Genomic DNA, 25,085 nt, shown 5'->3' on the forward strand with positions numbered 1-25,085 from the left:
ACCGTGATGAAGAGAACATTAATTGGACTGATTGCATTTCTAATTATCATGTTTCCGTTACGTATATATGCTGAGGAGTGGAGTGAACTAACAGGGTTGTTAGATGACTCATTACAATTAGTGAAGCGTAATGAAGATGAAAAAGCAGTACAAGTACTGCAACATTTCTCGGAGCAGTTTGTAATAAAGGGGAATGAAAAGAAGCAGGAAGTAACGCCAGATCAAGTTAGAGTTATTTCTTTAGCTTACGACAAGGCGAAACAATCTCTCGCGGAAGAAGATGTAAGGAAACAAGTTAAAATTGATAATGTGTTAGCCCTGCAGCTCGCTGTCGATGCGCAAGTATCGAAATATCAACCACTTTGGATGGAAAGAGAAGGAAAAGTAATGGATGCCTTTTCTCAAATGGAAAAAGCGATGAAAAAAGAAGATACGGGACAGTTTCAACAAACGTTAAACACATTTTTACATGAATTTAATATTATTTATCCAAGCTTAATGATTGCCTTGCCAGAAAATGAAGTGCAGCGTGTAAATGCCCATTTATCTTATTTAGATGAATTTCGTAACGTTATGTTAAAAACAAAAGGTGGGCAAATGCAATTAGGAATCATTAAAGGAGATTTGCAAAAAATATTTCATACAGTAAAAAAAGATGAAATTGCACCTTCTCTCATTTGGTTTATGACAATTACTGGAGGTCTTATTTTATTCACATTAACTTATGTTGGGTGGAGAAAGTATAAAGGAGAGAGAGAAAAAAGAAAAAGTAATGTACATTCTAAGAATAGATAATGTAATAAATAAAGATTCGGATTGTAAGGTTTATTCATTGACAATGGTGGCAGAAGAAAATAGAATGAGAAGTACTATAATTAAAACTTCAATGGAGGTTCATGATGTTTTATTTAATTTACTTCGCGATCATTTTGATCATACCGTTGTATGCACAGTCAAAAGTACGTAGTGCCTATAGCAAGTATTCACAAGTTTATTCAACATCAGGTATGACAGGAGCAGAAGTGGCTCGGAAAATCTTAGATGAAAATGGATTATACAACGTAGCTGTAGAAGAAACACCAGGTCATTTATCAGACCATTATGATCCAACTGCCAAAACAGTTCGATTATCAACAGATAACTATTACGGTCATTCAGTTGCTGGTACAGCAGTTGCAGCACACGAAGTAGGACACGCAATTCAAGATGCAAAAGATTATAACTTTATGCGTATTCGTCATTCGTTAGTGCCAGTTGCGAACTTTGGTTCAAATATTTCTTGGATATTTATTATGATCGGTATTTTTGCATCGATGGCCAACATGATATTTTTAGGTATCATTTTAATGGCAGCAGGTGTTGTGTTCCAACTCGTTACATTACCAGTTGAGTTTGATGCATCAAAGCGTGCGATGCAACAAATTGAAGCGTTAGGAATCGTATCAACAGATGAATATGGCCAAGCTCGTAAAGTATTAAATGCGGCAGCATTAACATATGTAGCAGCTGCAGCCGTAGCGGTATTTGAATTATTACGTCTCGTATTAATTTATACTGGTATGCAGCGTAGCGACGACTAAAGACTATCAATTTTGATAGTCTTTTTTGTTTTGTGGATTGAATTATATAATGTATGGCAAATAGAAATAATAGAAGTAATGCGGAAAGGCGGTGGGGAAATGAAATATCCAGACCATTTAGTAAAACAGGTGAAAGAGCGTAGTGCTCCTTATCAATTAGAAGGTTTTTTAAGTGGACAAGGCCCTGAAAATCCGAAATTTATGTTGTTAGGAGAAGCGCCTGGTGAAACAGAAATTCATAATGGGATTCCGTTTAGCGGGAGAGCCGGAAAACAATTAATGGGTTTTTTAGAACGTATTCACGTTACAAGGGAAGAAGTATATATTACGAGTGCTGTTCGGAGTAGACCTTATAAGTGGCGAGAGAAAAAAGAACGAAATGGTGAAATCATACAAAAAAAGTATAATAGAACGCCAAATCAAGGAGAAATAGTTGCCCATGCACCGTTGTTAGATTATGAATTAGAGAAAATAAATCCGAAGCTTATCGTCACGCTTGGCAATATCGGTCTTCAACGTTTAGCAGGAAAAGATAAAAAGATTACAGATGTGCACGGACAATTATTAAAACAGCCCATTCAAAAATTAAAGGATATGCAAAGTGCAGAATTTACATGGTCAGAGAAAGAATATCATATTTTTCCGACCTTCCATCCTGCTTCCATTTTTTATAATCGGGGCTTATTGGAGCTTATTTATGAGGATTTAGAGAAACTTAAGCAATACGTAATAAAAAACTAGAAAAGCTAAAAAGCTTTTCTAGTTGTGTTTATGTATGTAATGGGTTTTTATTTTCATCCAACGTAAAACCTTCACCAACTACATCATGTACGTCACTTACTGCAACAAATGCATGAGGATCTACAGAAGTAATAATATTTTTTAATTTCACGATTTCATTTTTAGCCACAACGCAATACAATACGTTCCGTTCCACTTTTGTATACGATCCAACAGCTTTTAAAAAGGTCGCTCCGCGCTCCATCTCAGATAAAATTTTAGCAGCAATTTCATCGTTTTTATCGGAGATAATAGTTGCTCCTTTTGCTGCATAGGCTCCTTCTTGCATAAAATCAATGACTTTCGCCCCGATAAAAACAGCAACTAACGTATACATACCCTCGCGATATGATAAATAGGTAAGGATAGAGACGATAATGACGATAGCATCAAACATAAACATCGTTTTCCCCATACTCCAGCCAACATATTTATGAGCGAGTCTCGCAATAATATCTACACCGCCAGTAGTTCCGCCGTATTTAAATATGATCCCAAGACCGATACCAATAAATGCCCCAGCAAATAAAGCTGCGAGTGTCATATCATTTTGTAAGTTTACATGTAAGTTGAGAACTTCGTAACGCTGAAAAATCCATAGAAATAAAGATACGCTAAAGGTGCCGATTAGTGTATATATAAATGTCGCTCTTCCAAGTAACTTCCAACCAATAAAAAATATAGGGATATTTAAAATTAAGTTTGAATAAGAAGGGTCAAACTTAAATAGAAAATACAATAATAGTGTAATACCGGTAAATCCACCTTCTGCAAGGTGATTTTCAATATTGATATTCACAATACCGAAAGAAAAAATAGCGGAACCGATTAAAATAAAAATGATATTTCGAATCTTCAAATTTGATGTCATATAGAAATCCCCCTAATTATGTAAATGGCATTGCTCCGCTGAAACGGTAAAACATAATGATAAGTAATTTCTAGTTGCTAGTGAAAATAGTGAAGGCTATAAAAATCGATTGGTTCTGGTTGATTTTTTGCCAAAAACGCAAAAGAAGTTTCACTTTACCCCGTTCCAACGGCTGGTAGGAGATAAAGCTCTGAAGAAAGGCAAACCAGCCGTAGGAACCCGATTGGTGCGGGCTAATCTTTTGCCAAAAACGCAAAAGAAGTTTCACTTTATTATAATCTTTCCCAAAAAGGGTCGCAAATAGGTGTTTGGCGGGGAATAATATTTGTCAAATCGCGATGAATTGGCTAACATGAAAGAGGAAGGATTAGAGGTGAATTGTATGGAAGCGAAAACGATGAAGGATATGCAGAAAGAAGTTGATGCATATATTGGTCAGTTTAAAGAAGGTTATTTCAGTCCACTTGCAATGATGGCTCGTTTAACGGAAGAAATGGGGGAGCTTGCAAGAGAGGTGAATCATTATTATGGTGAGAAACCGAAGAAAACAACTGAAAAAGAACGTAGTATTGAAGAAGAGCTTGGAGATGTATTATTTGTTATGATTTGTATGGCAAATAGTTTAAATATTGATTTAGAAACAGCACATAACATTGTAATGAATAAATTTAATACTCGCGATAAAGATCGCTGGACACGTATTGATGAGGGAGAGAAAGAATAATGAAAGAAATTAAAGTAATTATCGCTGGACCAAGAGGACGTATGGGACATGAAGCAGTTCTTCTTATGGAAAGAACGGAACATTTTAATTTAGTAGCAGCAGTGGATTATAAGCATGGTGGAGAGAAAATCTCTGATTTACCGGGAATGCCAGCGCTAGATACACCTATTTATGGAGATTTACATACTTGTTTAGAGGAAGTAGAAGCAGATGTGTTGTTAGATTTAACAACGCCAGAAGTTGGGAAACAACACGTTACACTAGCAGTTGAGCGTGGACTTCGTTCTGTTATTGGTACAACTGGATTTACTGAAGAAGAGCTAAAACAATTAACTGAGACTGCGAAAGAAAAAGCAGTAGGAACAATTATCGCTCCAAACTTTGCAATTGGTGCAGTTCTTATGATGAAATTCTCACAAATGGCAGCGAAATACTTCCAAGATGTTGAAGTAATTGAATTGCATCATGATCAAAAACTAGATGCACCATCTGGTACAGCGGTAAAAACAGTAGAATTAATCCGTCAAAATCGTGAATCAAAGCAGCAAGGTCATCCAAATGAAGTAGAGCAACTAGAAGGGGCTCGTGGTGCAAATGTAGACGGCATTCATATTCATAGTGTACGTTTACCAGGACTTATTGCACACCAAGAAGTAATGTTTGGTGGAGACGGACAAATGTTAACAGTTCGTCATGATTCATTCAATCGTGCATCATTTATGTCTGGTGTAAAACTATCAATTGAGACAGTAATGAATCTAGATCATCTTGTGTACGGTTTAGAAAATATTATCGACTAAAGGGGAGACAACGGATGAAAATTGCCTTAATCGCACATGACAAAAAGAAAGACGACATGGTTTCGTTTGCATACGCATATAAACCAATTTTTGAACAACATGAATTATTTGCAACAGGAACGACAGGACTTCGTATTATGGAAGCGACCGGCTTAGTTGTAACAAGATATCAATCTGGTCCTCTTGGCGGCGATCAAGAAATTGGTGCAATGATTGCAAAAAATGATTTAGACATGGTAATTTTCTTCCGCGATCCATTAACAGCACAACCGCATGAACCGGATGTGAATGCATTGCTTCGTTTATGTGATGTATATGCAATTCCACTTGCGACGAATATGGCAAGTGCTGAAATGTTAATGCACGCATTAGAGCGAGGAGATTTAGATTACCGCAAGTTAAGAAAATGAGGGGAACAATTATGAGTGGATTACATATATTAGCGTTTGGTGCCCATGCCGATGATGTTGAAATCGGCATGGCGGGTACCATTGCTAAATATACGAAGCAAGGGTATGAAGTAGGTATTTGTGATTTAACAGAAGCTGATCTTTCTTCTAACGGAACGATAGAGTTAAGAAAAGAAGAAGCGAAGGCGGCAGCTCGTATAATGGGAGTAAAAACGAGACTAAATTTAGCGATGCCAGACCGTGGTTTGTATATGAAAGAAGAGTATATACGTGAAATTGTAAAGGTAATTCGTACATATAAACCAAAACTAGTTTTTGCGCCGTATTATGAAGATCGTCATCCAGATCATGCAAATTGTGCAAAACTTGTGGAAGAAGCTATTTTTTCAGCGGGAATTCGCAAATATATGCCAGAGGTTCCACCACATCGTGTGGAGTCTTTTTATCATTATATGATTAATGGTTTTCATAAACCGAATTTTTGTATAGATATTAGTGAATACGTATCGCAAAAGGTGGAAGCATTAGAAGCGTATGAAAGTCAGTTTTCAACAGGGAGTGATGGTGTGAAAACGCCGTTAACAGAAGGTTACGTTGAAACTGTAGTCGCCCGTGAGAAAATGTTTGGAAAAGAAGTTGGAGTTTTATATGCCGAAGGGTTTATGAGTAAGAAACCGGTTTTATTACATGCTGATTTAATAGGGGGATGTAAATGAAATTAAAAATAGGTATTACATGTTATCCTTCTGTAGGTGGTTCTGGAGTTGTTGGAACAGAATTAGGAAAGCAATTAGCGGAACGCGGGCATGAAATTCATTTTATTACATCGGGTTTACCATTCCGGTTAAATAAAGTGTATCCAAACATTTATTTTCATGAAGTGACGGTAAATCAATACTCTGTATTTCAATATCCACCATACGATTTAGCGTTAGCGAGTAAAATGGCAGAGGTTGCACAAAGAGAAAACCTAGACATTTTACATGTGCATTACGCAATACCACATGCCATTTGTGCTTATTTAGCAAAACAAATGATTGGAGAGCGTATTAAAATTGTTACAACCTTGCATGGAACAGATATTACTGTGTTAGGATCCGACCCTTCGCTAAATAATTTAATTCGTTTTGGTATTGAGCAATCTGATGTTGTGACGGCTGTCTCGCATTCATTAATTAACGAAACGCATGAGCTTGTAAAACCAAATAAAGACATTCAAACGGTATATAACTTTATAGACGAACGTGTATATTTCAAACGTGATATGACCCAATTAAAGAAAGAATACGGTATAAGTGAGAGTGAAAAGATACTCATTCACATTTCAAACTTCCGTAAAGTGAAACGTGTGCAAGATGTTGTGCAGGCATTTGCTAAAATTGTTACAGAAGTAGATGCGAAGTTGCTTCTTGTTGGAGATGGACCAGAATTTTGCACGATTTTACAGTTGGTGAAAAATTTACATATTGAAGATCGCGTCTTATTCTTAGGGAAGCAAGATAATGTTGCAGAACTACTTGCGATGAGTGATTTAATGTTGCTTTTATCAGAGAAGGAGAGTTTTGGTCTTGTTTTATTAGAAGCGATGGCGTGTGGTGTACCTTGTATCGGAACAAGGGTTGGAGGTATTCCAGAAGTCATTCAACATGGTGATACAGGATATTTATGTGAAGTTGGCGATACAACAGGAGTGGCAGATCAAGCCATTCAGCTATTAAAGGATGAAGAACTTCACCGTAATATGGGAGAGCGAGCAAGAGAAAGTGTTTACGAGCAGTTTCGCTCTGAAAAAATCGTCTCGCAATATGAAACGATTTACTATGATGTACTAAGGGATGACAAAAATGGAAAGATTTAAAAAAGCTAGTTCTATTATTGAGACTTTAAAGCAACAAGGGCATGAGGCTTACTTTGTCGGTGGAAGCGTAAGAGACCTTATTATCGATAGGCCGATTGGAGATATTGATATTGCGACATCTGCTTTACCAGAAGAAGTGATGGCTATATTTCCAAGACATGTTCCTGTTGGTCTTGAACATGGAACTGTAATTGTCGTAGAAAATGGTGAGCCTTATGAGGTAACCACTTTTCGAACAGAGAGTGAATATGAAGACTTTCGAAGACCTAGTAGTGTTCAATTTGTTCGTTCATTAGAAGAGGATTTAAAACGTCGTGATTTCACAATGAATGCAATTGCAATGACAGAAGAAGGAAAAATGGTTGATTTATTTGCTGGACAGGAAGCGATTCAAAAGAGAGAAATTGTGACAGTGGGAAATGCTGCGGATCGGTTTCAAGAAGATGCCCTGCGAATGATGCGTGGTATTCGGTTCGTAAGTACGTTAGGTTTTTCTTTAGAGACGAAAACGAAGCAAGCAATTGAAACATATGGACATTTGCTGGAACATATAGCAATTGAGAGAATTACAGTGGAGTTTGAAAAACTGTTAACTGGCACATATTGTGTGAAGGCTCTCAAAGAATTAGTAGAAACGAAACTATTTTCTCATCTACCATATTTACAGATGTCAGAAGAGAAATTGTTAAAAGCTACGCAGTATAAATGGGATTCTTTTGAAGCAGACATTGAGGCGTGGGCGTTTTTCTTATATTGTATTGGAGAAGAACATCCAGCTGTCTTTTTACGTCAATGGAAGTTTTCGAATAAAAAAATAAAAGATATCGTCGCAGTTTTATTAACAATCCGTAAGAGAAAGGAGAAGGATTGGGATACAGTTCTTCTTTATAAAACGGGAATTCATATAGCTGAAATGGCAGAAAGAGTATATGAAGCGATGATTGAAAGCTATGATCATACAGCTGTTAACCGGGTACAAACGTTGTTTCAAGCATTGCCAATTAAGAGTCGACAAGAGATGAATGTGACTGGGAATGATTTGTTAAACTGGGCAAATAAAAAGCCAGGTCCGTGGGTTGCTGAAATGATTCAAAAAATTGAAGAAGCAATTGTACAAGGAAACGTAGTAAATGAGAAAGAGTGTATAAGGGAGTGGCTGCAAGAATGCAATCTACTATAAGAAAGCAGTTATTGCAAGTTTTTTCGGAAGCGGATGGCGAGTTTGTATCTGGTCAAACGATTAGTGATAAACTTGGTTGCTCAAGAACTGCTGTGTGGAAACATATGGAGGACCTTCGGAATGAGGGATATGAACTTGAAGCTGTGCGTCGATTAGGTTATCGAATTGCAAGTAAGCCAGACAAAGTGACTGCGAATGAAATACAGTTAGGGTTACAAACGAAACATATTGGTAGAACAGTGTATTTTGAAGAGTCCGTTGAATCGACGCAACATATTGCAGCAAAGCTTGCTTATGAAGGTGCAGAAGAAGGAACAATTGTTGTGGCAGAAGAACAAACAGCGGGTAGAGGTCGTTTAAGCAGAAAATGGCATTCACCAAAAGGAACAGGAATTTGGATGAGTATTATTTTACGTCCATCAATCCCGGTTCAACATGCACCACAACTTACTTTGTTAGCCGCTGTTAGCGTTGCGCAAGCAATTGAAAAGTGCACAGGTGTAAACGTAGGAATAAAATGGCCGAATGATATTTTAATTCAAGGGAAAAAGGCTGTAGGAATATTAACAGAAATGCAAGCTGATCCTGATAAAATTAATGCTGTCATTATGGGTATTGGTATTAATGCGAATCAAAAGCAAGAACATTTTGATGAGGAAATTCAGCATATTGCTACTTCTTTAGCGATTGAATCTGGTAAGCCAATTGTTCGTGCGGAGCTTATGCAACAAATCTTTTTACAACTAGAAAAATTATATGAAGAGTATTTACAAAATGGTTTCTCTGTCATTAAAATTCTTTGGGAAAGTTACGCTGTAAGCATCGGGAAAGAAATTAACGCTCGAACGATGAGAGAGACAATTACAGGGATAGCAAAAGGAATTACAGAGGATGGTGTATTGCTCCTAGAAGACCATGAAGGAAAAGTACATCATATTCATTCTGCGGATATCGAAATTAAGTAAAAGAAGTTCCTCTTTTGGAACTTCTTTTTTATTTCCATATTAATAAAATCTTTTAATATTTAAGTTTTATTTTAAAAGATCGTCCAGTTGAGTTTGCTTCTTATTTGACGATTACTTTACCTTCCATTCCTTTGAGGAGATGGTATCGACATATTAATTCATATGTACCGGCACTGTTAGGTTTCACGGTAATGTTTTTTTCTTTTCCTGACTCGACGACGACATCAATACCGAGTTTTTTGATTGTAAAGGTATGCTCACTCTTACCTTTATTTTTCAACAGTAATGTTGTTGATTCGTTAATTGGAATCGTGATGACGTTTGGATTAAAGTAATCATCGTTTAGCTCAACTTCAATCACTTTCGCTGACGCAATAGGTTGTGCCAAGTTGTTAACTGAGGCAAATACATTGAGGGAATTTAAAGTTGTTATTACCACAAGCATCACAAGAAAACCGATGAATCGAAATAACCATTTGTTTATAGACATTCGCAATTCTCCTTTTGTAAGTATATCTCCTCAATTAACCTGCATCATTATTTTATGAGTTATACCATGTATTTAAAAAGTTTATCTTTCTATGATTGAATCGTTCACTTATAAATTTCACATACCGTAATAAGAATAAAAATTATTTTTTCAAAAAAATGTAGTAATTCCTTTTTGGAGTTTGCTATAATTAGTTCGAATGTGGGCAGTATCAGAGCGAACTGCACTATGATTCGAAGCAATACGAAAAATAATAACTTGGATTCTGCCTTGATCCAATAACGGACTGGGACAGAGGGATGAATAATGCCGACTAACACACAACCCTTCTGCCCTTTTATGGCCAGAGGGGTTTTTTATATGATTTCGGCCATCTCCTCTCTCCTGTATAAAGGAGGAGTAGTTTTTGAAAACAAAAACAGATTTTTTGAAAATGAAAGAGCAAGGTGAGCCGATTACAATGCTAACGGCGTATGATTATCCATCTGCTAAGTTAGCAGAAGAAGCGGAAGTTGATATGATTTTAGTTGGAGATTCCCTTGGGATGGTTGTGCTCGGCTATGATTCAACAGTACCTGTAACAGTAGAGGATATGATTCATCATACGAAAGCTGTACGCCGAGGAGCGAAAGAGACGTTTATTGTAACTGATATGCCATTTATGTCGTATCATGTGTCGCCTCAAGATACGATGGTGAATGCACGCCGCATCGTTCAAGAGAGTGGTGCTCATGCACTGAAGGTAGAAGGTGCGGGAGAAGTGATATCAACTATTCATTACTTGACGAGTGCGGGAATTCCTGTCGTGGCACACTTAGGCTTAACTCCTCAATCTGTAGGAGTGTTAGGTGGCTATAAAGTACAAGGAAAAGATGCTGAAAGTGCAAAAAAATTAATAGAAGATGCGAAGAGATGTGAGGAAGCTGGTGCGATAGCACTTGTATTAGAATGTGTGCCAATGCAGCTAGCAGAATTTATTTCGAAGCAACTAACAATTCCAACGATTGGAATTGGAGCAGGACAAAAAGTGGATGGGCAAGTACTCGTTTATCATGATCTTATCTCATATGGCGTAAATCGTGTTCCGAAATTTGTGAAGCAATATACGTCTGTTCAAGAGGAGATTGTGCGAGGGATTTCACAATACGTAACTGAAGTAAAGACAGGTCAATTTCCGGAAGAAAAACATTCATTCACAATGAAAGAGGAAGAATGTTTAGCGTTATACGGAGGAAAACAATAATGAAAATCATAAATACAGTGCAAGAGATGCAGCAAATTACAAACGAACTACGTGCAAGTGGAAAAAGTATTGGTTTTGTCCCAACGATGGGTTATTTACATGAAGGTCATGCGACTTTATTACGTAAGGCAAGAGAAGAAAATGAAATTGTAGTTTTAAGCGTGTTTGTTAATCCGCTACAGTTTGGACCAAATGAAGATTTAGATCGATACCCTCGTGATATTGATAGAGATGAAAATGTAGCAAAAGAAAACGGTGTAGATTATTTATTTTATCCGAGCGTAGAAGAAATGTATCCAGCAGAACAAACGACAACAGTAGAAGTTGTGAAGCGTACCGATGTGTTATGCGGAAAACAAAGACCTGGTCATTTCGCTGGTGTTGCGATTGTACTAATGAAACTATTTAATATTACATTGCCAACACGTGCTTATTTCGGTATGAAAGATGCACAGCAAGTTGCTGTCATTGAAGGATTTGTCGCTGATTTTAATATTCCGGTTACAATCGTACCGGTGGATATTGTAAGGGAAGAAGATGGATTAGCCAAAAGTTCTCGTAACGTGTATTTATCACCAGAAGAGCGTGAAGAGGCTCCTCATTTATACCGCAGTCTATGTATAGCGAAAGAAAGAATTGAGACAGGAGAACGTAATGCAGAAATCATTACAACTCTTGTGAAGGAGTATATTGAGACATATACGAAAGGCACTGTAGATTATGCTGATTTATATGCGTATCCTTCACTACAAGTAGTGGATAAAATTGAAGGACGAATCATTTTAGCAATTGCAGTTAAATTTGACAATGTACGATTAATTGACAATATAACATTAACGGTTAAATAAGGGGGAGTATCTATGTTTCGCACAATGATGAGAGCGAAGCTACATCGCGCAACAGTAACAGAAGCAAATTTAAATTATGTAGGTAGTATTACAATTGATGAAGATTTAATGGATGCAGTAAATATTGTAGAAAACGAAAAAGTCCAAATTGTAAATAATAATAATGGTGCTCGCTTAGAGACATATGTTATTAAAGGAGAACGTGGTAGCGGTGTTGTTTGTTTGAATGGTGCAGCTGCAAGGCTTGTACAGCCAGGAGATAAAGTTATTATTATTTGCTACGGTTTAGTGGCAGAAGAAAATATTCATAAACAAGAGCCGAAAATTGCAGTATTAGACGATGATAATCAAATTATTGAAATGTTAGGTGCTGAAAAAGCAGGTACGATATTATAAGTAAGAAGGCTATCTCTATTATGGAGATAGCCTTTTTTGTGCATCTTTTCATTAAGATGAGATAAAACGTGGTATAGTAACATTATATAATTTTCTGTTTGATAGGTAAGAAATTGAGGTGTTACATATATGAGTAAGCGTTATGTCGTTGTGGATTTAGAGACGACAGGGAACTCCTGGAAGGATGGGAAAGATAAAATTACCCAAATTGCAGCTGTTGTAGTGGAAGATGGAGAGATATTAGAGATTTTTTCATCTTTTATTAATCCGAAGAGAGAGATTCCACCATTTATTACAGAGTTAACAGGGATTGATGAGAGTATGGTTAAGCAAGCCCCGTTATTTGAAGATGTAGCCCCAATGGTTGTTGAGCTATTACAAGGTGCAGCTTTCGTTGCACATAACGTTCACTTTGATTGGAATTTTTTAACGGAAGAATTAAGGCAGGCTGGATATACAGAAATACATTGTCCAAAAGTTGATACAGTTGAGTTGGCGCAAATTCTTTTGCCAACGGCTGATAGTTATAAATTACGTGATTTAGCTAAACAACACGAATTAGAGCATGATCAACCGCATCGTGCGGATAGTGATGCTCTTGCAACAGCGGAATTGTTTTTACAATTTTTAAATGAAATTGAGAAGTTACCCCTTGTCACCTTGCAATCGCTTTATGAATTGAGTGATGTGTTTCAAAGTGATATAGCGGATGTGCTTTCTGAAAATATTTTAAAGAAAATGATGCATGGTAAAAAAGGAGCAGAGGGATATGAAGTGTATCGAAATATTGCCCTTCGAAAACGGAATTATTCTTTAAACTTAAGTGAAACATGTGCATTTAAATTTGATGCTTTCTTGCATAAGACAATTGATAAACTTGAGTCGAATATGCCAAAGTTTGAAAAAAGAGAAAGCCAACAGAGTATGATGAAGGAAATATATACAGCGCTAAGAGATTCTAGGTTTTCACTAATTGAAGCAGGAACAGGAACAGGAAAGACTCTTGCATATTTGCTTCCAAGTATTTATTTTGCAAAGAAAAAAGAAGAACCTGTCATCATAAGTACCCAAACTGTACAACTGCAGCAACAAATACTAGAAAAAGAAATTCCATTATTACAGAAAATAATGCCATTTTCATTTGAAGTAGCTCTTCTGAAAGGAAGAAAGCATTATCTTTGTCTACATAAATTTGAATATGCTTTGCAAGAAGAAGAGAAGAATTATGATATGGCGCTCACGAAGGCAAAAATTTTAGTGTGGTTATTGCAAACGGAAACGGGCGATCGTGATGAATTAAATATTCCTGAGGGCGGAAAGTTACTTTGGAACCGGATTTGTAGTGATGTACATAGTCCGGGTGGGATGCAAAGCAACTGGTTTAGTCGTTGTTTTTATCAACGAGCAAAGAATAGAGCATTATTTGCAGATATCGTTATTACAAATCATGCGTTATTATTTCAAGATTTTTCAAGTGAAGAACCACTGTTTGCTTCATGTGAGCATATTATTTTTGATGAGGCTCATCATATCGAGGAAGCAGCGAGTAGAACATTAGGTGAACAGTTCTCCTGTATGTATTTCCAGCTAGTTTTATCTCGTCTTGGTACGCTAGAAACAGATGATGTACTTTCTAAAGTATATAAAATGATGAAAAAATCAGAGCAAGCCTCCCGTTCTACTTTCCGCATGGTAAGTCATAGTTTGAAGGAATTGAAATTTGATGCGGATGAGCTATTCCAAATGTTACGTGCATTCATCTTTAAACAAACAAAGCAGGAACAAGGGATCAGCAATATGCCACTCATTTATCGATATAACACGGAAGTAGAGAAAGGTAAGTTATGGGATAGTATTACCGAGTTAACAAATCGCTTTGTATATGATATAAGGAAATTACTCTCTACACTTGAGAAGCAAGTTGATATATTGCAAAGTAAATTAGAATGGGAAATGCATGTTGTTACAGGTGAATTTATGCATTTAATTGAGTTGTTGAGAAAGATGGCGCAATCTTTACAAGTACTCATTTTAGAAAAAAATTCATATGTGACATGGATGGAAACTGAAACGAAGGGAACCATTCATTCAACTGTTTTATATGGGCAACCTGTTCATATTGGTGAAAGATTTGCTGATGAATTTTTAACAGAGAAAAAGAGTGTTATTTTCACATCAGCAACGCTAACAGTAAACGATTCATTTGACTATATAAAAGAAGAGCTAGGCTTACATGATTTTGCTCCAAATACATTACAGGTCCCATCACCATTCCATTTTGAAGAACAGATGAAATTAATGGTTTCAACGGATGTGCCCTTTATTAAGCAAGCAAGTAATGAAGAATATATTGAATCTGTGTCGGCTCATATTGCAAAAATAGCGAAAGCTACAGAAGGTAGAATGCTTGTTTTGTTCACTTCGTATGAAATGTTGAAAGAAGCATATACGAATTTGAAAAATGATGAGGAATTAGAAGGCTATTTATTATTAACGCAAAGTGTGAATAATAAGAGCAGAAGTCGTCTCATTCGTAAGTTTCAAGAGTTCGATAAATCAATTTTATTAGGAACAAGTAGTTTTTGGGAAGGGATAGATATACCTGGAGATGCCCTTAGTTGTCTTGTTATTGTCCGTCTTCCCTTTACGCCTCCTCATCAACCGATGATGGAAGCAAAAGGAGAGTGGTTAAAAAATCAAGGAGAGGACGTATTCGCTAAGTTAGCACTCCCGCAAGCAATACTGCGTTTCAAACAAGGATTTGGTCGTCTTATTAGAACAAGTACAGATACCGGAACGGTGTTTGTACTAGATCGTCGTTTGACAAGCGCTTCCTATGGAAAACGTTTTTTACAATCAATTCCAACTGTTCCGCTTTATGAAGGCCCTCTAGAAGAATTGTTAGAACAATTAAAGGAACGGCCAATTGAATAAAATTGGAAGGAAAAATACGCCTGAAGTGCATGTAAACTTCAGGCGTAAAAAATGTGGGTAGGAGGAATTTTATTTTTCTTACTTCTTGTATACAAAATGTATCGGTTTTCGACTTGAAACCTTTTTTTGCTGTACATGTCCTGCTATAATAGATGGGTGATGAAGCAGGGGTTGTAAAGAATGTACTCTTATTGTAACCGCATTGCGTTCTTCTATAATTAGAAATTTTTGTGTAACGGAGGAGTTTTTTCATGGATAAGAAAATCGAAGTCCTATCAACGACGCGTATTAAATATTCGTCTGACTTGTATAAAATCGTTGATAGTTTGAATCGTACGTTAAAAGAGCAGGACCTCATGTTCGGATTAGCATTAGACGAAAAAGATAAAGAAACAGCTGTATTTACGATTTACAGAACGTAGTGATACAATGAAAAAGTGGATCTTTGCAATCGTTATCGTAATCGTTGCTAGCGGAATATATGGGGCGTATGTTTATAATAAAGCAATGGAAAAGAAAATCCCTAAAGAGGCAAAATCTGTAGAAATTGCAAAAGAAAAAGCAAAGCTTGTAAAAGTAAAATCTGTGGATTATTATAACGGAGAATCTTCATATACTGTCGTACAAGGTACAGATGAAAAAGGAGAACAACTTATCGTTTGGGTGCCTGAGAAAAAAGGGGAAACTATAGTAAGGAAAAAGAGTGAAGGTATTTCTGAAAAAGAGGCTTTACAAAGAACGATTGAACAAGTCGGAGATGACAGTAAAGAGCACAAAAGTAAGCCTAAAGAAATTTTAAAAATAAAATTAGGCTTTGAAAACAATATACCATTATGGGAAGTTACATATATTGATGATGAAAATCGTTATAGTTATTACTATCTTGCATTTAAAGATGGGCAGTTTTTACGACGATACAGCATTGAAAAATAGATGTAGGGGGAACTACAAATGAAATTAGCAAAGCGAGTAGCTGCTTTAACACCATCTGCAACTTTAGAAATTACAGCAAAGGCACAAGCATTAAAAGCAGAAGGTCATGATGTAATTGGATTAGGAGCAGGAGAACCTGACTTTAATACGCCAGAACATATTATGGATGCTGCACATAAAGCGATGTTAGAAGGACATACGAAATATACACCAACAGGTGGGTTACAAGCGTTAAAACAAGAAATTGTGAAGAAGTTTACTCGTGATCAAGGAATTGCGTATGATCCGTCTGAAATTATTGTATGTAACGGCGCAAAGCATGCATTATATACATTATTCCAAGTACTACTTGATGAAGGTGATGAAGTTATCATCCCTACGCCATACTGGGTAAGTTATCCGGAACAAGTAAAGCTTGCTGGTGGTAAGCCAGTTTATGTAGAAGGCCTTGAAGATAATGAATACAAAATTACAGCGAAGCAGCTGCGTGAGGCAATTACAGAGAAAACGAAAGCAGTTATTATTAATTCACCGAGCAATCCAACAGGAATGATTTACAGCAAAGAAGAATTACAACAGCTTGGAGAAGTATGTTTAGAACACAATATTTTAATCGTTTCAGATGAAATTTATGAGAAATTAATTTATGGTGGAGCAGAATATACTTCGGTTGCCCAGCTTTCTAATGCATTAAAAGAACAAACACTTATTATTAATGGTGTATCTAAATCTCATTCTATGACAGGATGGCGTATTGGATATGCAGCAGGAAATAAGCAGCTTATTAAAGCGATGACGAACTTAGCGAGTCATAGTACGTCAAACCCTACTTCAATCGCTCAATACGGCGCAATCGCGGCATATGCAGGCTCACAAGAACCTGTAGAAACAATGCGTCAAGCATTTGAAGAGAGATTAAACATTATTTATGATAAATTAATTCAAATCCCTGGCTTTACTTGCATTAAACCACAAGGTGCATTTTACTTATTCCCTAATGTAAAAGAAGCAGTAGCTTTATCAGGATACGAAACTGTTGATGATTGGGCAAAAGCTCTATTAGAAGAGGAAAAAGTAGCTCTTGTACCAGGTACAGGATTTGGTGCTCCAAATAACGTTCGTTTATCATATGCGACATCTCTTGAACAAGTGGAGAAAGCATTAGAACGTATTCACACGTTTATGAAAAGTAAAGTGCAAGCTTAATTGTATATTTTATTAATGTAATACAAAAACCTTCCTACATAATAGGGAGGTTTTTTTGACGAATTGTGGCAAAAAGAAATAGCAAAAGGTGTGTTATACTAGAGAGCGAGGTGTTTGGTGATGAAAAAGAAAATGATGTTACAATGGTTTGAACAGGGAAGCATTGCAATTCCAAAATTACTTATGATGCATTATAAAAAATTAGGGTTAAATGAAACAGAATTTATGGTTGTACTTCATGTACATACATTTTTAGAATCGGGCAATTCATTTCCGACTCCGTCAGAGATTTCAGAACGGATGACGATTACCGAAATGAAATGTATGGAAGTAATTCAGGCATTGATTCAAAAAGGTTTTTTATCACTAGAAGGTGGACAAAAATCAGAAGCGATGATGTGTGAAAGTTATTCTTTACAACCGCTATGGGAAAAAATATTGCATTTCTTAATGAATGAATCAATAGAGGAAGAACAAAAAGAAATAAAGCAATTGCAAGTAAATTTATATACAGTATTTGAAAAAGAATTTGGAAGACCACTTTCTCCATTTGAATGTGAAACGTTGGGAATGTGGGAAGATCAAGATCAACATCATCCGAATTTAATTCAAGCGGCCCTCAGGGAAGCTGTAATGAGTGGTAAGCTTAATTTCCGATATATTGATCGTATTTTATTTGAATGGAAAAAGAATGGTATTAAAACAGTAGATCAAGCCCAAAACCAAGGACGAAAGTTTAGAGCAAATCAACAACGAACGCAGCAAACGACAAAACAAGAGACGAAATTTACTGGAAAAGTGCCTTTTTATAATTGGTTGGAGCAGTAATGTAGGAGGAAGTATATGTTAAATAAAACGCAAATTCGCTATTGTTTAGACGCAATGGCGGATATGTACCCAGAAGCACATTGTGAATTAATTCATGATAATCCATTTGAACTAGTAATCGCGGTAGCATTATCTGCACAATGTACAGATGCACTTGTAAATAAAGTGACGAAAAATTTATTTCAAAAATATAAAACACCAGAAGATTATTTAAGTGTTTCGCTAGAAGAATTACAACAAGATATACGTTCTATTGGTTTGTATAGAAATAAAGCAAAAAACATTCAAAAATTGTGCAGAATGTTATTAGATGATTACAATGGGGAAGTGCCGAAAGATCGAGATGAGCTTACGAAGTTACCAGGTGTAGGTCGGAAAACAGCAAACGTAGTTGTTTCGGTAGCGTTTGGTATTCCGGCAATTGCTGTTGATACGCATGTAGAGAGAGTGAGTAAACGGTTAGCGATTTGTAGATGGAAAGATTCGGTGTTAGAAGTAGAAAAGACATTAATGAAGAAAATTCCGATGGATGAATGGAGCGTTACACATCACCGTATGATTTTCTTTGGACGTTATCACTGTAAAGCGCAGCGACCACAATGTGAAGAGTGCCCTTTACTAGAAGTATGCCGAGAAGGAAAGAAGCGAATGAAGGGGAAATAAAGGATGGAGCGAGTGATAGAAATACCGAGAGAATTTCGGTGCTTACCATTTTTTAAAGAAAGTATAAATTCGATTGCGTATTATACAGAACAGTCATTTGAAGAAACAATACAAAAGACTTATTTTATATATGATATGGAAAGACAATATGAGCCGTGGAATGAAATTGAAAACAGTATTCCGGTAATGTTGAATGTATGGAAAAATAAGCATGAGGACATTGCTACTTTATTTCGAAACAGAAAGAAACAAGAAGCTGAAGGTCCGATGATTCTTTTTGCAGCACATTTATTATCAATTGTATATTGGCTAAATGAGCAACCTGTTCATAGTTTGAATAAAATAGAAGATTTTACGAGTGAATTGGAAGTGCAACCAGTTAATTTTATAGAGCGATATTCGTTCATTATAAAGAAACCGAATAATTATCATTCTTATATTCAGTTAGCGCAGTTGTATATTGAAATAGAAAAACTATATGTAAAGAAAATGATAACAAAAAAGAAGTCCTATTCTCGTTAAGAGAAAGGACTTCTTTTTTTGTATTAAGACTCTGTTGTAACAACATTTCCGTCTGCGTGAGGTGTATCTTCGCCGGTATTTTGTTGTTGTTGTTGCTCTTGTTGTTTCTTAGCTTCTTCTTCAGCTTTTTTTCTAGCTTCCTCTTCAGCTTTCTTTTGAGCCTCTTCTTGCTGTTTACGTTGTTGTTCTTGTTGTTTTTTAGCTTCTTCTTCAGCTTTTTTTCTAGCTTCCTCTTCAGCTTTCTTTTGAGCTTCTTCTTGTTGTTTACGTTGTTGTTCTTGTTGTTTCTGAGCTTCTTCTTCAGCTTTTTTAGTAGCTTCTTCTTGTTTTAATTTGTCTTCATTGGCCTTTTTCTGAGCTTCCTCATCAGCTTTTTTCTTAGCTTCTTCTTCAGCCTTCTTCTTAGCAGCCTCATCTTCAGCTTTCTTCGCGTCTGGAGTTCCTCCAGGCGCAGTGAAGGATGCACCAACGGCAGGGCTTGTTCCAGTACCTTTTTTCGCTACTACAGAGAAGCTGTAAGTAACGCCTGGTTTAATACCACCAAGAGTAGCTGTCGTACCTTTTATTGATAAACTACCACTTGAACCGTCAGTCGCTTTATAGCTTGCGGCATACGCATCAACTTCTGCTGGTCCAGACCAGTTTAGTGTAACTGTGCTAGCGCCATCGAAAGTGACATTAAGACCACTAGGTGCATCTACTTTAATTTGTTTCACTGCATCCTTTTTAGCGCCTTTTACGTACAATTCACCATTTAATTCTTGTACAGAAGAAGGGCGTTCGAAACGAGTTTTATCTGTAGCGAATTTACTCATCATTACTTGGAACATTTGCTGTGCAATTCTAGTATAACGATCACTAATGTAGTTTTCTGGGCCATTTTTTTCGTACCCAGTCCATACTGCCATTGTATATTGCGGTGTATATCCAGCGAACCAGCTATCTCTGTTTGCATCAGCTGGAATACCATATTCTTTTATAACGTCTGCATCAAAGTTTTGTGTTCCTGTTTTACCGGCAACATCAACACCTGAAACGTATGCTGTTGGACCCGTACCACCAGAACCAGGTTTTACTACGTCACGAAGAACGTCAGTCACCATGTAAGCTGTGTAGTCTTGCATCGCACGTTGTTCTTTCGGTTTAAAACTTTTCTTTTTCCCATCTGGGAAGATAACTTCTTTTACGAAGTGCGGTTTATTGTAGTTCCCACCGTTACCAAAGGCTGCATATGCACCTGCTACTTGTAATGGAGAACTATCGTTACTACCAATTGCTGTTGATTCATATGTTTTGCCGTCTTTAAATGTCATACCTAAACCTTCAGCAAACGCTTGTGACTTAGGAAGACCAACCGCTTGAGCTGTCTTTAAAGCGGGAATGTTTAATGATTTTTTCAAAGCTTCACGTAGTGAAACGTCACCTTTGTAACTATTTGTTGCATTTCGTATTTTTTTACCATCGGAATACGTATATTCTGAGTCATTTAATTGATGGTATGTAGACCATTGTAAATTCTCAATTGCTGGACCGTAGTCGAAAATTGGTTTCATTGTTGAACCAACTTGGCGTTTTAAATCAGTGGCCATATTATGACCTTTGAAAGTAGACTTACTTTCTTTACGCCCAGCTCCAATTGCTCGAACTTCTCCAGATTGTGTATCCATAAATACGAATGATCCTTGGAATTGATCGTTCGGATACTTAATAAGATTGCCATCCATAATTTTATCAGCATAATCTTGCGCATCTTGATCAAGTGTTGTATGAATCGTTAAACCATCTGAACCGATATTTACATCGGGATATTCTTTTTCAACTTCTTTTACAACAGCATCTAAAAATGCTTGATACTTCATCTCCGTTACTTCTGAAGATGGTTGAAGACCTTCAGTTACAGGGATTTTCGTTGCGTTATCCATCTCAGCTTTTGTTATATAACCATGTCGATTCATTAATGATAATACGACGTTTCGACGTTGTGTAGCTCTTTCAACGTTGTCTTTTTTTGTAGGATCATAAATATTAGGACCTTGGGGTAAACCTGCAAGCATTGCAGCTTCATGTAACTGTAAGTCTTTTAAATCTTTGTCATAATATTTTTTTGCTGCTGTTGCAATACCGTACGAACGGTTACCTAAGTTAATCTTATTTAAATACATTTCTAAAATTTCATGTTTAGAGTATTGTTGCTCTAATTTGTAAGATAGGTACCATTCTTGCACTTTTCTCTTTGCAGTTTTGTCCATCGTTAGAAAATAGTTTTTGACTACTTGTTGTGTAATCGTACTACCACCTTGAGATCCGAATCCCCCAGTGACATTTTCCATAACTGCTTTTGTAGTTCGTTTAAAATCAATTCCATTATGATCATAGAAACGTGAATCCTCAGTTGCAAGGAATGCATTTTCAACTACTTTTGGAATTTGATCATACGTAACGTGGGTTCGTTTTTCAGCACCGTATTCATAGAAAAAGTTCCCGTTCTTATCAAGAAACTTTGTTGATAAAGGGTTGACAAGTTTTGATTTGTCTAATTTTGGAGCATCCTTCACCATAACAAAGAAAGCGGACACGCCAGCTACAAGACCAACGATACCAAGAAGTAGACAACCTATAAGGAATTTTTTAAAAAAGGAGCCTTTTTTCTTTGGTTTTTTCTCTGTATTTGTTTCTTGCTTTTGATTTTTTACATGATTTCGTTCTGTACGAGAACGATAATTATCTGACATTATACTTTCTCCTACCTTTCATTCTCTCCCCAAAAGTCGAAAAAAGAGCCTTAGTGATGACTCTATCACGAAAAATAAACCGTGTCTAGTACACGGATATAATCAATCCGAGGGTGATAACCGCATGATAATAAGGATCCATGCTCTTCTATTTCTTCTTTCGTAATCGATTTTCTTCCACCTGTATTTTGACGATTCCAAAATGCAATAATATGTTTTGCATCTAATAAATAAAGTTCATCAAAAAGTGTAAATTTAATAATAACAAATGCAATTCCATTATGAGCGATTACTTGCTTCATATGCTCAATTTGATGAAGGTGGAAGTTTTGAAGTGGAAAACTCGTTTTATTTTTTGTTTCTTTCGCTTCAAAATCGATGTATTTCCCTTTATATACACCGTTGTAATCTGTTGTAGAAGGTTGTTTAAAATACGCTTCTTTTACCACTGCAGCACTTCGAGCGGGGTAATCCACTTTTACAATTTGAAGAGGTGTAGGTTTTTTATGTACGCATGCAATATTATGGGTTAAGTAATATTCATTCGTTTCATTCAATTCCTCTTCAAGGGACATACCTCTATTACTGTAAGTATGTTTTTTAATTGGTGTTTTATGAGGTTGTGAAGCTTGATTGTACCGTTTTCCATTTGGGTAACGAATGGTCATAGTGTGTCCACTCCCAACTTGCTAAGAATTACTTACAAAGGTGATTATAACAAAAAATGAAAAAAGATGTGACCTTTTTGCAGAAAGGTATGAGGACTTCTTTATGTTTACATGGAATGATTATGAAAAAATCAAGCAATATCGTAAAAAGATGATGGTCTGTACAGAAGAGGAAAAAACAATCGTTTACAACATTAAGAGGGAAATAGAAATAGCTAATATGGACAACATTTCTCGAACAGAGTGTTATCAAGAATATTATGTAAGAAATAGTGAGATTAGGTGGGCTTTTTTAGCAAGTATGGTCTCAAGAAATGCAGGATGGAATATGACTGATTTAGAAGGGAGATATTATGCTACTGTTTTACCTCAAACAGTAAAAAAACATTTGTTTTTAACTTACGAAGAAGCAAATTGGATTATTTTTTTAGATGCATTTCCTCAGCTGTTGTTATACGAAGAAAGTAAGAGGAGGCAGATCCCACTATTCCATTTGTTACAATATTTTAACGTATCCATTTTTATGGAAAAAGAATGGATATATTTTTGGGAGAAAAAAGATATAAATAGACTTATGACAGCGCTTATTATAAATGAACAAAATAAAATTCAAAAACCAGTTATTGAGAATGCATACTTTAAAAAACATGTATTCCATACAGCCCTTTTTAAATTACAAGAAATGCTTCATATTAGTGCCGTTATATTCCCAACCGTTGAAGGGAAGGTGTATGGTTTTTCAGTTTATCAATTTGAAACGTTACAGAAGCGTATAGAACTAGGAAAGAAATTAGCAGCGTTACTGTTCCATCCGAATTACAAAAGTTTATTCCATAGATTTGCATCGCAAACGATACACACAGGATCAAGAACAGATTATGAATGTTATGTAAGTGAAGCTAGAAAATCTTGTACACCAGCTCTTAGAGAAGTTTATCCTGCTGTTGCACATGATGAAATAAGTATGAGAGATTGGTTTTGTAGAGATACGGAAATAAATGAACTATTTTTACGAGAAGAGTATACGGGTGAAGTTGATATAACAGAATGGTATAAAAGAAAGAGGGAGCAAATCTATATTGCTTCCACCGTAAATCGTTTTGTTAAAAGGATGGATGAGTTCGTGATATAATAAAAAAGAAGTCCCGTCTTCATAAATGAAGACGGGACTTCTTAATGTGAAGTAACCCTACTATGCGTGGTAAACATTTAATCTCAAAACGTAATGAATATAAGAGATTAAAGAAGTTTCACTTTATGTAGCAGGGAAGTTTGGACCATCTAATTTTGGATTTCCAGTTTCGGGTTTATTTTGTTTATTTTGTTTTTTCTTTTTTTCGTTTTTGTTCTTTGCCATTTTCATGCACCTCCTTTTTGTATTGTTACCATTTCTATAAATGACATACAAAATGATTTCTTTGACGAATAACAACTAGTTTTGTCATGTGGGCAGGAGTGAAGAATCATTCGGCGAAATTACATGACAAAGGAAAAGCAAAGAAGGAGGCGTTTTGTATATGGCGATGGTTCAGAAGGAAGATGTAATGAAAACAATGGATCAAATGTTAAGTTCTCTCGATTTGCTGGAAATGAATATAGGGATTAGAATGAATCATGCATTAAAGGATAAGAGTGAAAAAATACGCAACAAGATAGAAATAACAGAAATGCATATTGAGCATATGGAAAATAAATTAGTGCATCACGAAGAAAAAGGGAATTGGGTGAAGGCATTTCAAAACGTCGTAGTGAGTGCATAATAAGGTGGGAATAAAATGAAGTATGAAGCATTAATACAGTCTTCGGAAAAACTTATGCAACATAATAATGAAGCGAATGTGAAAAAAAGAGAAATGATTGAATACGATTTTTACAAGGATATGAAACCGTTTGTAGATATGGTAGATGAGGAATTAAAAGTGTGGAAAGAATTAGCTTATGAATGGATTAAGGAAGAAAAACCGAAGTATATACATGTACAGCAAATTGATCAAGTGTACGATAATTTACAAACAAATGTGTTGCAATGCTTTGTAAATAAAGGTAAAGGTAAGCGATTCTTTGAAACGCATCAAGCCATTTCGTATACTTTGCAAAATATAATTGAGCAATGTAAGTAACAAGAGGGAAAACCCTCTTGTTTTTTATGCTTCTGTCACTGTTGTAGGTTTTGTTGCCCCGTTTATTTCCAGTTCTTTTATTACTGTTCGGTAATCTGAAATACATATTTTCCCTTCGAGATACCAATGTCTCGCAAAGTCTAACAATTCATTTACATTCTCTGTGTAATACCCCTTTTTTTGAGAAAACGCTTGTTTTAAATCCCCTAATACCATGTTGATTCCTCCCCCATGAGAATCTTCTTCTTTTTTATCATAGCATGGAAGGGTTTTCTTTTATAATTTTTTAAAAATTTAAACTTCCGACAAAAATAGACAGATACTCCGTCACACA

Annotated in this window: 29 protein-coding genes; 23 read left to right on the top strand and 6 right to left on the bottom strand. The window is 36.0% G+C overall.

Features of this window, described 5'->3' with window-relative positions:
* Window positions 1–6 precede the first annotated feature (6 nt).
* The 3 genes from ypjB (at window position 7) to PDQ40_RS00785 (ending at window position 2,321) form a co-directional block, all read left to right on the top strand.
* Entirely contained in the window at window positions 7–795 is a 789-nt protein-coding gene (gene ypjB, locus PDQ40_RS00775; RefSeq protein ID WP_000831595.1) for a sporulation protein YpjB, read from the top strand.
* Window positions 796–899: 104 nt separating this feature from the next.
* Window positions 900–1,580, top strand: coding sequence for a zinc metallopeptidase (locus tag PDQ40_RS00780; protein WP_000499536.1), 681 nt, complete (start codon window positions 900–902; stop codon window positions 1,578–1,580).
* 99 nt (window positions 1,581–1,679) lie between these two features.
* Entirely contained in the window at window positions 1,680–2,321 is a 642-nt protein-coding gene (locus PDQ40_RS00785) for a uracil-DNA glycosylase (protein ID WP_000876851.1), read from the top strand.
* Window positions 2,322–2,349: 28 nt separating this feature from the next.
* On the opposite strand, the gene PDQ40_RS00790 is transcribed toward PDQ40_RS00785, so the two are convergent.
* On the bottom strand, window positions 2,350–3,231 hold the full coding sequence (locus PDQ40_RS00790; protein WP_000203301.1) for a YitT family protein: 882 nt from the start codon (window positions 3,229–3,231) through the stop codon (window positions 2,350–2,352).
* Between the two features lie 382 nt (window positions 3,232–3,613).
* Here PDQ40_RS00790 and PDQ40_RS00795 point away from each other — a divergent pair, with 382 nt between their 5' ends.
* Genes PDQ40_RS00795 through PDQ40_RS00825 form a run of 7 tightly spaced genes read left to right on the top strand, consistent with a single transcriptional unit; the run spans window position 3,614 to window position 9,168 of the window.
* The gene (locus PDQ40_RS00795; protein ID WP_002108639.1) at window positions 3,614–3,955 is read left to right on the top strand and encodes a nucleotide pyrophosphohydrolase; all 342 of its coding nucleotides are present in this window, start codon (window positions 3,614–3,616) and stop codon (window positions 3,953–3,955) included.
* On the top strand, window positions 3,955–4,755 hold the full coding sequence (gene dapB, locus PDQ40_RS00800; RefSeq protein ID WP_000658806.1) for a dihydrodipicolinate reductase: 801 nt from the start codon (window positions 3,955–3,957) through the stop codon (window positions 4,753–4,755). Before PDQ40_RS00795 ends, dapB begins: the two co-directional genes overlap by 1 nt.
* A gap of 14 nt (window positions 4,756–4,769) precedes the next feature.
* Window positions 4,770–5,165 carry a methylglyoxal synthase gene (mgsA, locus tag PDQ40_RS00805; RefSeq protein WP_000684755.1) on the top strand — a complete coding sequence of 132 codons (396 nt, stop codon included), beginning with the start codon at window positions 4,770–4,772 and terminating at the stop codon, window positions 5,163–5,165.
* Between the two features lie 11 nt (window positions 5,166–5,176).
* Window positions 5,177–5,881, top strand: a complete 705-nt coding sequence (gene bshB1, locus PDQ40_RS00810) for a bacillithiol biosynthesis deacetylase BshB1 (RefSeq protein WP_000015666.1) — start codon at window positions 5,177–5,179, stop codon at window positions 5,879–5,881.
* A complete protein-coding gene (gene bshA, locus PDQ40_RS00815) occupies window positions 5,878–7,023 on the top strand; it encodes an N-acetyl-alpha-D-glucosaminyl L-malate synthase BshA (RefSeq protein ID WP_000768296.1) in 1,146 nt (381 codons plus the stop codon). Before bshB1 ends, bshA begins: the two co-directional genes overlap by 4 nt.
* Window positions 7,010–8,203, top strand: coding sequence for a CCA tRNA nucleotidyltransferase (locus PDQ40_RS00820; RefSeq protein ID WP_000439308.1), 1,194 nt, complete (start codon window positions 7,010–7,012; stop codon window positions 8,201–8,203). Before bshA ends, PDQ40_RS00820 begins: the two co-directional genes overlap by 14 nt.
* The gene (locus PDQ40_RS00825) at window positions 8,188–9,168 is read left to right on the top strand and encodes a biotin--[acetyl-CoA-carboxylase] ligase (protein WP_001192048.1); all 981 of its coding nucleotides are present in this window, start codon (window positions 8,188–8,190) and stop codon (window positions 9,166–9,168) included. Before PDQ40_RS00820 ends, PDQ40_RS00825 begins: the two co-directional genes overlap by 16 nt.
* A 100-nt stretch (window positions 9,169–9,268) precedes the next feature.
* Here PDQ40_RS00825 and PDQ40_RS00830 read toward each other — a convergent pair whose 3' ends face one another.
* On the bottom strand, window positions 9,269–9,658 hold the full coding sequence (locus tag PDQ40_RS00830) for a cupredoxin domain-containing protein (protein ID WP_000026412.1): 390 nt from the start codon (window positions 9,656–9,658) through the stop codon (window positions 9,269–9,271).
* Window positions 9,659–10,064: 406 nt separating this feature from the next.
* Here PDQ40_RS00830 and panB point away from each other — a divergent pair, with 406 nt between their 5' ends.
* From panB to PDQ40_RS00880, 10 genes are all read left to right on the top strand, one after another.
* A complete protein-coding gene (gene panB, locus PDQ40_RS00835) occupies window positions 10,065–10,901 on the top strand; it encodes a 3-methyl-2-oxobutanoate hydroxymethyltransferase (protein ID WP_000853114.1) in 837 nt (278 codons plus the stop codon).
* Complete coding sequence (gene panC / locus PDQ40_RS00840; RefSeq protein ID WP_000691778.1) at window positions 10,901–11,749, top strand: pantoate--beta-alanine ligase; 849 nt, start codon at window positions 10,901–10,903, stop codon at window positions 11,747–11,749. Before panB ends, panC begins: the two co-directional genes overlap by 1 nt.
* A 12-nt stretch (window positions 11,750–11,761) precedes the next feature.
* A complete protein-coding gene (gene panD / locus PDQ40_RS00845) occupies window positions 11,762–12,145 on the top strand; it encodes an aspartate 1-decarboxylase (RefSeq protein ID WP_000490176.1) in 384 nt (127 codons plus the stop codon).
* A gap of 129 nt (window positions 12,146–12,274) precedes the next feature.
* A complete protein-coding gene (gene dinG, locus PDQ40_RS00850) occupies window positions 12,275–15,079 on the top strand; it encodes an ATP-dependent DNA helicase DinG (protein ID WP_000044927.1) in 2,805 nt (934 codons plus the stop codon).
* 251 nt (window positions 15,080–15,330) lie between these two features.
* The gene (locus PDQ40_RS00855; RefSeq protein ID WP_000358352.1) at window positions 15,331–15,501 is read left to right on the top strand and encodes a YpmA family protein; all 171 of its coding nucleotides are present in this window, start codon (window positions 15,331–15,333) and stop codon (window positions 15,499–15,501) included.
* A gap of 7 nt (window positions 15,502–15,508) precedes the next feature.
* Window positions 15,509–16,012: a cell wall elongation regulator TseB-like domain-containing protein gene (locus PDQ40_RS00860; RefSeq protein WP_000758749.1), complete on the top strand. Its 504-nt coding sequence runs from the start codon at window positions 15,509–15,511 to the stop codon at window positions 16,010–16,012.
* Between the two features lie 18 nt (window positions 16,013–16,030).
* Window positions 16,031–17,218: an aspartate transaminase AspB gene (aspB, locus tag PDQ40_RS00865; RefSeq protein ID WP_000761548.1), complete on the top strand. Its 1,188-nt coding sequence runs from the start codon at window positions 16,031–16,033 to the stop codon at window positions 17,216–17,218.
* A gap of 120 nt (window positions 17,219–17,338) precedes the next feature.
* Entirely contained in the window at window positions 17,339–18,046 is a 708-nt protein-coding gene (dnaD, locus tag PDQ40_RS00870) for a DNA replication protein DnaD (RefSeq protein ID WP_000728540.1), read from the top strand.
* Between the two features lie 15 nt (window positions 18,047–18,061).
* Window positions 18,062–18,709, top strand: coding sequence for an endonuclease III (gene nth, locus PDQ40_RS00875; RefSeq protein ID WP_270691168.1), 648 nt, complete (start codon window positions 18,062–18,064; stop codon window positions 18,707–18,709).
* 3 nt (window positions 18,710–18,712) lie between these two features.
* On the top strand, window positions 18,713–19,231 hold the full coding sequence (locus tag PDQ40_RS00880) for a YpoC family protein (protein WP_000442682.1): 519 nt from the start codon (window positions 18,713–18,715) through the stop codon (window positions 19,229–19,231).
* A 23-nt stretch (window positions 19,232–19,254) separates the two neighbouring features.
* Here PDQ40_RS00880 and PDQ40_RS00885 read toward each other — a convergent pair whose 3' ends face one another.
* Window positions 19,255–21,963, bottom strand: coding sequence for a PBP1A family penicillin-binding protein (locus PDQ40_RS00885; protein ID WP_001283134.1), 2,709 nt, complete (start codon window positions 21,961–21,963; stop codon window positions 19,255–19,257).
* 65 nt (window positions 21,964–22,028) lie between these two features.
* On the bottom strand, window positions 22,029–22,631 hold the full coding sequence (gene recU / locus PDQ40_RS00890) for a Holliday junction resolvase RecU (RefSeq protein WP_000155592.1): 603 nt from the start codon (window positions 22,629–22,631) through the stop codon (window positions 22,029–22,031).
* 103 nt (window positions 22,632–22,734) lie between these two features.
* Between recU and PDQ40_RS00895 the strand changes: the two genes are divergently transcribed.
* Complete coding sequence (locus PDQ40_RS00895; RefSeq protein ID WP_000495633.1) at window positions 22,735–23,763, top strand: DUF2515 domain-containing protein; 1,029 nt, start codon at window positions 22,735–22,737, stop codon at window positions 23,761–23,763.
* 123 nt (window positions 23,764–23,886) lie between these two features.
* Here PDQ40_RS00895 and PDQ40_RS00900 read toward each other — a convergent pair whose 3' ends face one another.
* Complete coding sequence (locus PDQ40_RS00900; protein WP_001982922.1) at window positions 23,887–24,063, bottom strand: hypothetical protein; 177 nt, start codon at window positions 24,061–24,063, stop codon at window positions 23,887–23,889.
* Between the two features lie 85 nt (window positions 24,064–24,148).
* Between PDQ40_RS00900 and PDQ40_RS00905 the strand changes: the two genes are divergently transcribed.
* Window positions 24,149–24,391, top strand: a complete 243-nt coding sequence (locus tag PDQ40_RS00905) for a hypothetical protein (RefSeq protein ID WP_001252040.1) — start codon at window positions 24,149–24,151, stop codon at window positions 24,389–24,391.
* Window positions 24,392–24,406: 15 nt separating this feature from the next.
* Window positions 24,407–24,751: a YppE family protein gene (locus tag PDQ40_RS00910; protein WP_000872959.1), complete on the top strand. Its 345-nt coding sequence runs from the start codon at window positions 24,407–24,409 to the stop codon at window positions 24,749–24,751.
* A 24-nt stretch (window positions 24,752–24,775) separates the two neighbouring features.
* On the opposite strand, the gene PDQ40_RS00915 is transcribed toward PDQ40_RS00910, so the two are convergent.
* A complete protein-coding gene (locus tag PDQ40_RS00915; RefSeq protein WP_000242664.1) occupies window positions 24,776–24,967 on the bottom strand; it encodes a YppF family protein in 192 nt (63 codons plus the stop codon).
* Window positions 24,968–25,085 lie beyond the last annotated feature (118 nt).

Source organism: Bacillus cereus group sp. Bc061, from assembly GCF_027715825.1.
Taxonomy (GTDB): domain Bacteria; phylum Bacillota; class Bacilli; order Bacillales; family Bacillaceae_G; genus Bacillus_A; species Bacillus_A paranthracis.